Here is a 7,971-nt window from a genome sequence, read left to right as displayed (position 1 = left end):
AGATGGGTATAGGAGACAGGGGTCACGCGGGGAAGCGGCGGCGGTAGCGGCCCTGCTGGGCGCGACGGCGCTGCTCTACCTGTACAACCTCGGCGCCAGCGGCTGGGCCAACGGGTTCTACGCCGCCGCCGTACAGGCCGGCACCCGCGACGGGGTGGCGCTGCTGTTCGGGTCCAGCGACGCGGCCAACGCCATCACGGTGGACAAGACTCCCGGCGCTTTGTGGGTGATGGGCGTCTCGGCGCGGCTGTTCGGGTTCAACCCCTGGAGCATGCTGGTGCCGCAGGCGCTGATGGGGGTCACCGCGGTGGCGGTTCTCTACGCGGCCGTGCGGCGGGTGTCGGGGCCGCGGGCCGCCCTGCTGGCCGGCGCGGCGCTGGCGATCACCCCGGCGGCGGCGTTGATGTTCCGGTTCAACAACCCCGACGCTCTGTTGGTGTTGATGCTGGTGGTGTCGGCCTACTGCGTTCTGCGGGCGCTGGACGGCGCGCGCTGGTGGCTGCCGGCGGCCGGGGCGGCGTTGGGGGTGGCGTTCCTGGCCAAGATGTTGCAGGCACTCCTGGTGGCCCCGGGCCTCGCCGCGGTGTTCCTGCTGTGCGCCGATCTGCCGCTGCGCAGCCGGGTCCTGCGAACACTCGGCGGCGCGGCGGCGCTGGCCGTCTGCTCCGGCTGGTATCTGGCGCTGGTCACGCTGTGGCCGGCCGCGTCGCGTCCCTATATCGGCGGTTCGCAACACAACTCGATCCTGGAACTGGCGCTGGGCTACAACGGGCTGGGACGGCTGACCGGTGACGAGGTCGGTGGCCTGGGCAACCTCGACCACGATGTCGGCTGGGCTCGGCTGCTCGGCGGCCAGATGGGCACCCAGATCGGCTGGCTGCTGCCCGCGGCGGTCATCGCCATCGGCGCCGGGCTGGTGATCACCCGTAGGGCGCCGCGCACCGACCCCACCCGGGCCGCGCTGCTGCTCTGGGGTGGCTGGCTGCTGGTGACCGGCGCGGTGTTCAGCTACATGAACGGCATCGTGCACCCCTACTACACCGTGGCGCTGGCCCCCGCGGTGGCCGCCGGTCTGGCTACGGGCCTTCCGCTGTTGTGGCACCGGCGCACCGACATCCGCGCCGCCACCACCCTGTGCGCCCTGGTGCTCATCACCGCGGGTCTGGGTTTCGTTCTGCTGCAGCGGCACCCGGACTGGCTGCCGTGGCTACGCTGGTCGGTGCTGGTGCTCGGAGCGGGCACCGGATTGGTGCTTCTGGTGGCGGGCCGGTCGGCGCCCAGGATCGCCGCGGCGGCCGGGGGTGCGGCGTTGGCGGCCATGCTGGCCGCACCACTGGCCTACTCGGTGGCCACCGCCGCGACCCCGCACACCGGGGCCATTCCCAGCGCCGGACCCACCACCGGGTTCGGCGGGCCACCGGGACTGTTGAGCACCAGCACACCCGGCCCCGCGTTGACGGCGGCCCTGCGCGACGGTGCGGGCGATTACACCTGGGCGGCCGCCACCGTCGGCTCCAACAACGCCGCCGGCTACCAGTTGGCCGGTGGAGCCCCGGTGATGGCGGTCGGCGGATTCAACGGCACCGATCCGGCGCCCACGCCGGAGCAGTTCCGGGCCTACGTCGCCGCGGGCCGGATCCACTATTTCATCGACGCCGACATGATGGGCCCGATGCGCGCACCGGCCAGTGGAAGCGATGCCGCACAACGGATCCGGGCATGGGTCACCGCGAACTTCGCGGCAACCACGTTCGACGGTGTCACCGTCTACGACCTGACCGAACGAGTCACAGCGGACGCATAGCGAAGACCAACGCCGGCCCCACGGGCGGCACGTTGGATCAGGACATGACCATCGAACTCGAACGGGAGCTCGCGCACCCGTCCCGCACCGCCCGGCCCAACGCCGCCCGGATGGCCGCCGAGTTGGGCGTGCCCGTCCTCGACGTCGTGGTGCCCGTCCACAACGAGCAGGCCGTGCTGGAGGATTCGGTTCGCCGGCTGCACCGCCACCTCCGCGAGCAGTTTCCCTTCACCTTCCGCATCACGATCGCCGACAACGCCAGCGTGGACCGGACCCCGGCCATCGCGGCGCGGCTGGCCGCGGAACTGCACGAGGTTCACAGCCACCGGCTGGGGCAGAAGGGCCGGGGCCGCGCGCTGCACGCCGTGTGGTCGGCCTCCGACGCCCCGGTGCTGGCCTATATGGACGTCGACCTGTCCACCGACCTGGCCGCCCTGCTGCCGCTGGTGGCGCCGTTGGTGTCCGGACACTCCGACATCGCCATCGGAACCCGGCTGGGCCGCGGTTCGCGCGTGGTTCGGGGGCCCAAGCGTGAGATCATCTCCCGCTGCTACAACCTGATCCTGAAATCGACCCTGGCGGCGCGGTTCTCCGACGCCCAGTGCGGGTTCAAGGCCATCCGCGCCGACGCTGCCCGTGCGCTGCTGCCCCACGTCGAGGATGCCGGCTGGTTCTTCGACACCGAGCTGCTCGTGTTGGCCGAACGCAGCGGTCTGCGGATCCACGAGGTGCCGGTGGACTGGGTCGACGACCCCGACAGCCGCGTCGACATCCTGGCCACCGCCGTCGCGGATCTCAAAGGGGTGGCCCGACTGCTCAAAGGCTTTGCCACCGGGGAGATCCCGGTGGCCGCCATCGCCGCCCAGTTCGGTGCGGGCGGCGCCGAGCACCGCGCCAGGCCCAGATCGCTACTGCGCCAGGGCGTGCACTTCGCCACCATCGGCGTGTTGAGCACCGTGGCCTATCTCGTGTTGTTCCTGGCGCTGCACGCGCCGCTGGGGCCCCAGGGGGCCAACCTGGTGGCCCTGCTGGTGACCGCGGTCGCCAACACCGCGGCCAACCGCCGGGTGACCTTCGGCGTGCGAGGGCGGAGCCGGGTGGGACGTCACCACGTCGAAGGTCTGGTCGTCTTCGGGATCGGCCTGGCGCTCACCAGCGGGGCGCTGGCCGTGGTGCACACCCTGGCCGGTGGCGACGCCGCCCGCGCCGTCGAACTCGCCGTCCTCGTGGTGGCCAACCTGCTGGCCACCGTCGTCCGCTTCGTCCTGCTGCGCGGCTGGGTGTTTCACCCCCGCCGCAACGGCCAGTGAAGGGCCACTGACGGCCCGCCCACCCGGAAAGGACTCTCAATGACGATCACGCACGACACGCCCACCGGCGTGGCGCCCGCCGCCGTACCGCCACCGCAGTCACATGGCCTGCGGCGGTGGATCTCCGACCATGGCGGGCCCCGCTGGGAACGTCCGGCCCTGCTGGTTCTGCTGGCGGGGACCGCGGTGCTCTACCTGTGGCGCCTGGGCAGCCTGGGCTGGGCCAACGAGTACTACGCCGCCGCGGTGCAGGCCGGCACCCAGGACTGGACGGCGTGGCTGTTGGGCTCCTTCGACGCCGGCAACGCGATCACCGTCGACAAGCCGCCGGCGGCGCTGTGGGTGATGGGGCTTTCCGGCCGGCTCTTCGGGTTCAGCGCCTGGAGCATGCTGGTGCCGCAGGCGCTGATGGGTCTCGGCGCGGTCTGGCTGCTCTACGCCGCGGTCCGCCGCACCGACGGGCCCGGGGCGGGCCTGCTGGCCGGCGCGGCGCTGGCCCTGACACCGGTGGCGGCGTTGATGTTCCGGTTCAACAACCCCGATGCCCTGCTGGTGCTGTTGCTGGTGGCCGCCGGCTACTGCGTGGTGCGTGCACTGGACACCGGCACCGGCGCCCACCGCGGCCGCCGGCTGGTCGGATGGGTGACGCTGGCCGGGGTGGCCGTGGGCTTCGCCTTCCTGGCCAAGCTGATGCAGGCCTTCCTCGTGGTGCCGGCCCTGGCGCTGGTGTTGCTGGTGGCCGCACCCGGCAGCCTGTGGACGCGCTGCCGGGCGCTGCTGGCCGGGCTGGTCGCGATGGTGATCTCCGGCGGCTGGTTCGTGGCCCTGGTCAGCCTGTGGCCCGCCGGGGCGCGGCCCTATATCGGGGGGTCCACGGACAACAGCCTGCTGCAGTTGACGCTGGGCTACAACGGTCTGGGGCGGGTGCTCGGGGGTGACGGCAACCCCACCAACGGTGGCGGTGGTCCCGGCGGCCCAGGCGGCCCAGGCGGTGGTCCCGGTGGGGTGATGTTCGGCGGAGACACCGGCATCACCCGGATGTTCGGTGCGTCGATGGGTACCGAGATCTCCTGGCTGCTGCCCGCGGCGCTGATCGGCCTGGTGGCCGGGCTGTGGTTCACCCGCCGCACACCGCGTACCGCGCCGAGGCGTGCGGCGCTGCTGCTCTGGGGCGGCTGGTTGGTGGTGACCGCGCTGGTGTTCAGCTACATGCAGGGCATCATGCATCCGTACTACACCGTCGCGCTCGCGCCGGGCGTTGCCGCGGTCGTGGGCATCGCCGTCACACAGTTGTGGCGTCGCCGGGTACTCCGCAGCGCCCGCCTCGTGCTCGCGGTGATGCTGCTCGCCACCGGGGTGTGGAACTTCGTCCTGCTGGATCGGACCCCGCAGTGGCACCCCTGGCTGCGCTGGACGGTGCTGGCCGGTGCGATCGCCGTGGCGGCGGTGCTCGTCGTCGGCGGCCACCGGCTCGCGCGCTACACCGCGGTGCTGGCCGCGGCGGGGCTGCTGTTCGGGCTGGCCGGCACCACCGCCTACACCCTGGAGACGGTGTCGCTCAGTCACGGCGGGGGCGTACCCACCTCCGGGCCCGCCCGGCCCGATCAGCACGGCCCGCCCGGCGGGCCGGGGCAGTCGGCGGGGACCTCCGTGTCAGGAACTCCGGGGTCCTCGGCGCAGCTGCAGGAACTGCTCACCGCGACGGACAACCGCTGGGCGGCGGCGACGGTCGGTTCGCATCAGGCCGGCGGGCTGGAGTTGGCCACCGGGACGTCGATCATGGCGATCGGCGGCTTCAACGGCGGCGACGACTCGCCGACCCTGGCCCAGTTCCAGCAGTACGTGCGCGACGGCCAGATCCGCTACTTCCTGGCCGGTGACAGCCACACCCCCGGCGGCCCGGACGGCCCCGGAGGCCCCGGAGGCCCCGGCGGACGGGACGGGGCGAGTAGCCCCATCACGGCATGGGTCCGGGACAACTTCGTGGCCCGGACGGTCGACGGGACCACGGTGTACGACCTGCAGGCGTCGTGACCGGCGCCGTCGACCGGTGCGGCGGTGGTCGCCGCGGGCTCCCTTATAGTGGGGTCGGTTTGAGCGGTGTGAGTGGGACGGGCCCCGGACGGGAGACGGCAGCGATGACGCGTGTGAGGCAGCCGCGTATGCGGCAGTGGAGTGCGGCCGCGGCGGCGGTGCTGGCGCTGACCGGGGTTCCGCTGACGATCACCACGATCAGCCCCAGCGGTGAGGCCGAGGCCGACGTGTGCGGCAGCGTGGGCCGGCGGGTCTCGGTCGGCGGCTGCGTCGATGTCGCGGGTGCGGTGGCCAACTACGCCCCGCCACCGGACTACTACGCGCCGCTGCCGGAGGACCTCACTCCGAACGCGAGCGCGTGCGTCGGCTACAACGGGCGGTGGGTCAGCGCCAACGGCTGCACACCCTGACGCCGCCACGGCTGGTCAACGGGGCCGCGTGCGGGCCCGGACGGTGAGGAGAGCGGCACCGGAGCGGTGCGCGTCTTCAGGGGCGCGGCCAGGTCGGTGCCGCGACGCCGCGCGGATCGTGGGCGGCGTCCAGCAGCGCCTGGCGCTGCCAGGGTGTGACGCCGCTGCGGCGCCGTAGCAGGTGGACGAACCACCGAACGTCAACAAGCATCGTGCGAGGCCTCCTTCTCGACCCCCGACCCGTGGATCGGGTCCCGCGTCCCTCGACCGCGCGGAATCCGACCTTTACGAGTGGACTGAGCACGACGCTATGCGGCAAATCTAAGGCCGCGGGGTGTAGTCATTAACGTGTCCATGAGAGTTGCCGGAACGTGCGGCGACTATTGACGCCCGGGCAAGCTCGTCCGAGGCCGCCCGGAGTAGAAAAGGGGGCTATGGAGACGACCAGCCCCGCACCCACCATCGACACCGCCCACACCGAGGCCCTCGGGGCCCAGGACCGGTTCCCCTTCGATGACACCACCGACTTCGCCGACGCCGAGCGCGGCTTCCTGGGCAGGATGAGCCCCTGCGTGGTCACCGCCGCCGACGGCCGGGTGGTGTGGGACAACGACGCCTACGACTTCCTGGCCGGCGAAGCGCCGACGACCGTGCACCCCAGCCTGTGGCGGCAGTCGCAACTGTGCGCCAAGCAGGGCCTCTACGAGGTGGTCGAGGGTATCTACCAGGTCCGTGGGCTGGATCTGTCGAACATGACGGTCATCGAGGGTGACACCGGCGTCATCGTCGTCGACCCCCTGGTGTCCACCGAGACCGCCGCCGCGGCGCTGGCGCTCTACCGCGAGCACCGCGGCGATCGGCCGGTCCGGGCGGTGATCTACACCCACAGCCACGTCGACCACTTCGGGGGGGTGCTCGGCGTGACCACCCAGGCCGACGTCGACGCCGGCGCGGTCGCGGTACTGGCGCCGGAGGGGTTCACCGAGCACGCGGTGCAGGAGAACGTCTACGCCGGGGTGGCGATGGCCCGGCGGGCCGGCTACATGTACGGCGCCTCCCTGGCCCGCGGCCCCGAGGGACAGGTGGGCTGCGGGCTGGGCCAGACACCGTCGACCGGCGAGGTCGCCATCATCGTGCCCACCATCGACATCACCACCACGGGGGAGACCCACACGATCGACGGCGTGGAGATCGAGTTCCAGATGGCCCCCGGTACCGAGGCGCCCGCCGAGATGCACTTCTACTTCCCCCGCTACCGGGCGCTGTGCATGGCCGAGAACTCCACCCACAACCTGCACAACCTGCTGACCCTGCGCGGCGCGCTGGTCCGCGACCCGCACGCCTGGTCCGGCTATCTCACCGAGGCGATCGACACCTTCGCCGACCGCGCCGATGTGGTGTTCGCCTCGCACCACTGGCCCACCTGGGGGCGTGAGCGCATCGTCGAGTATCTCTCGTTGCAGCGCGACCTGTATGCCTACCTGCACGACCAGACGCTGCGCCAGCTCAACCAGGGCTACACCGGTATCGAGATCGCGGAGAACTTCCAGATGCCGCCGGCACTGCAGAAGGCCTGGCACACCCACGGCTACTACGGCTCGGTCAGCCACAACGTCAAGGCCGTCTACCAGCGCTACATGGGCTGGTTCGACGGCAACCCGGGGCGGCTGTGGCAGCACCCCCCGGAGGCGCAGGCCCCGCGCTACGTGCAGGCCATCGGCGGCATCGACCGGGTCGTCGAGATCGCTCAGGAAGCCTATGACAACGGCGATTTCCGTTGGGCGGCAACGCTGTTGGACCATGCAGTCTTCACCGACGAGAAGCACGCCGCGGCCCGTGAGCTCTATGCCCGCACACTGCAGCAGCTGGCCTTCGGCGCCGAGAACGCCACCTGGCGAAATTTCTTCCTGTCCGGCGCCACCGAACTGGTCGACGGCAACTTCGGCACCCCCACCAAGGTGTCGCCGACGACCCTGCTGGCCCAGCTGACCCCCGAGCAGATGTTCGACACCCTGGCCATCAGCGTCAACGGACCCCGGGCCTGGGATCTGGACCTGGCCCTCGACGTCACCTTCACCGACGTCGGCACCAACTACCGGCTGACGCTGCGCAACGGGGTGCTGGTCTACCGCAAGGCCGACGCCGATGCCTCGACGGCGCACGCGACCCTCACCCTCGCCGGCAAGGCGCGGCTGCTGGCCCTGGCCGGTGGCGATCAGAGCTCGCCGGGCTTCGAGATCAGCGGTGATCCGACCACGCTGCAGAAACTGGTCGGTGTGCTCGACCGCCCCAACCCGGATTTCGACATCGTGACCCCGTGAAGGGCAGCCCGCGGCGGGGGCCGCGCGGTGCCGCAGGTCACTGGGTGCACGTGTTGCAGGTGCACATTCGAGGTGCACGTTCGAGGTGCAGA

Annotated in this window: 6 protein-coding genes; 5 read left to right on the top strand and 1 reads right to left on the bottom strand. The window is 71.5% G+C overall.

The window, feature by feature from the left end:
* The first annotated feature begins 52 nt into the window (after positions 1-52).
* The 4 genes from CSR00_RS12205 to CSR00_RS12190 all read left to right on the top strand — a co-directional run bounded on the left by CSR00_RS12205 (position 53) and on the right by CSR00_RS12190 (position 5,558).
* Complete coding sequence (locus CSR00_RS12205) at positions 53-1,804, top strand: glycosyltransferase family 39 protein (RefSeq protein ID WP_099022673.1); 1,752 nt, start codon at positions 53-55, stop codon at positions 1,802-1,804.
* Positions 1,805-1,848: 44 nt separating this feature from the next.
* Entirely contained in the window at positions 1,849-3,114 is a 1,266-nt protein-coding gene (locus CSR00_RS12200) for a bifunctional glycosyltransferase family 2/GtrA family protein (protein ID WP_099022672.1), read from the top strand.
* 39 nt (positions 3,115-3,153) lie between these two features.
* On the top strand, positions 3,154-5,148 hold the full coding sequence (locus tag CSR00_RS12195) for an ArnT family glycosyltransferase (RefSeq protein WP_099022655.1): 1,995 nt from the start codon (positions 3,154-3,156) through the stop codon (positions 5,146-5,148).
* A gap of 128 nt (positions 5,149-5,276) precedes the next feature.
* The gene (locus CSR00_RS12190) at positions 5,277-5,558 is read left to right on the top strand and encodes a hypothetical protein (protein WP_099022654.1); all 282 of its coding nucleotides are present in this window, start codon (positions 5,277-5,279) and stop codon (positions 5,556-5,558) included.
* 76 nt (positions 5,559-5,634) lie between these two features.
* Here the strand turns inward: CSR00_RS12190 and CSR00_RS31560 are convergent, their stop codons facing one another.
* Positions 5,635-5,769 carry a hypothetical protein gene (locus tag CSR00_RS31560; RefSeq protein WP_281259703.1) on the bottom strand — a complete coding sequence of 45 codons (135 nt, stop codon included), beginning with the start codon at positions 5,767-5,769 and terminating at the stop codon, positions 5,635-5,637.
* A 223-nt stretch (positions 5,770-5,992) separates the two neighbouring features.
* On the opposite strand from CSR00_RS31560, the gene CSR00_RS12185 reads away from it, so the two are divergent.
* On the top strand, positions 5,993-7,879 hold the full coding sequence (locus tag CSR00_RS12185; protein WP_099022653.1) for an alkyl/aryl-sulfatase: 1,887 nt from the start codon (positions 5,993-5,995) through the stop codon (positions 7,877-7,879).
* The last annotated feature ends 92 nt before the right edge of the window (positions 7,880-7,971 follow it).

Origin of the sequence: Mycolicibacterium palauense (assembly GCF_002592005.1) — a bacterium.
GTDB classification, from domain to species: Bacteria; Actinomycetota; Actinomycetes; order Mycobacteriales; family Mycobacteriaceae; genus Mycobacterium; species Mycobacterium palauense.
Note: the sequence above shows the minus strand (reverse complement) of the source record. Positions and strands in the feature narration are given on the sequence as shown.